At 39.8% G+C, this 279-nt stretch carries 1 protein-coding gene; it reads right to left on the reverse strand.

The features are described from left to right. The coding region (locus ACFILW_RS10705; protein ID WP_375685825.1) for a histidine kinase at window positions 1-279 on the reverse strand (279 nt) is incomplete at both ends.

The raw sequence follows: 279 nt of genomic DNA on the forward strand, positions 1-279 counted from the left end.
TCTTTTCTGTTTTATCCAACATCATTTTCATCTTATCGTAGTCCTGTTTTTCCGCCAACATTTTAATGACTGCCAGTTGCATATTGATCCCAACAATGTCTTGGGTCAAGGTATCGTGCAAATCCCTGGCTACCTCTTGGCGAACTCTTTGTGAAGTTAACTTAGCTATTTTATTATTTGCCTGATTCAGTTTGATATTAGCCTGTCGTAATTCTTCCGCCTGGTTGAACCGACGTCCAATTCCAATATACGCGGCATAACTAATAATCGCGATTGCAA

The sequence above is a fragment of the Bartonella sp. TT110JLCBS genome (assembly GCF_042193405.1).
Classification (GTDB): domain Bacteria; phylum Pseudomonadota; class Alphaproteobacteria; order Rhizobiales; family Rhizobiaceae; genus Bartonella.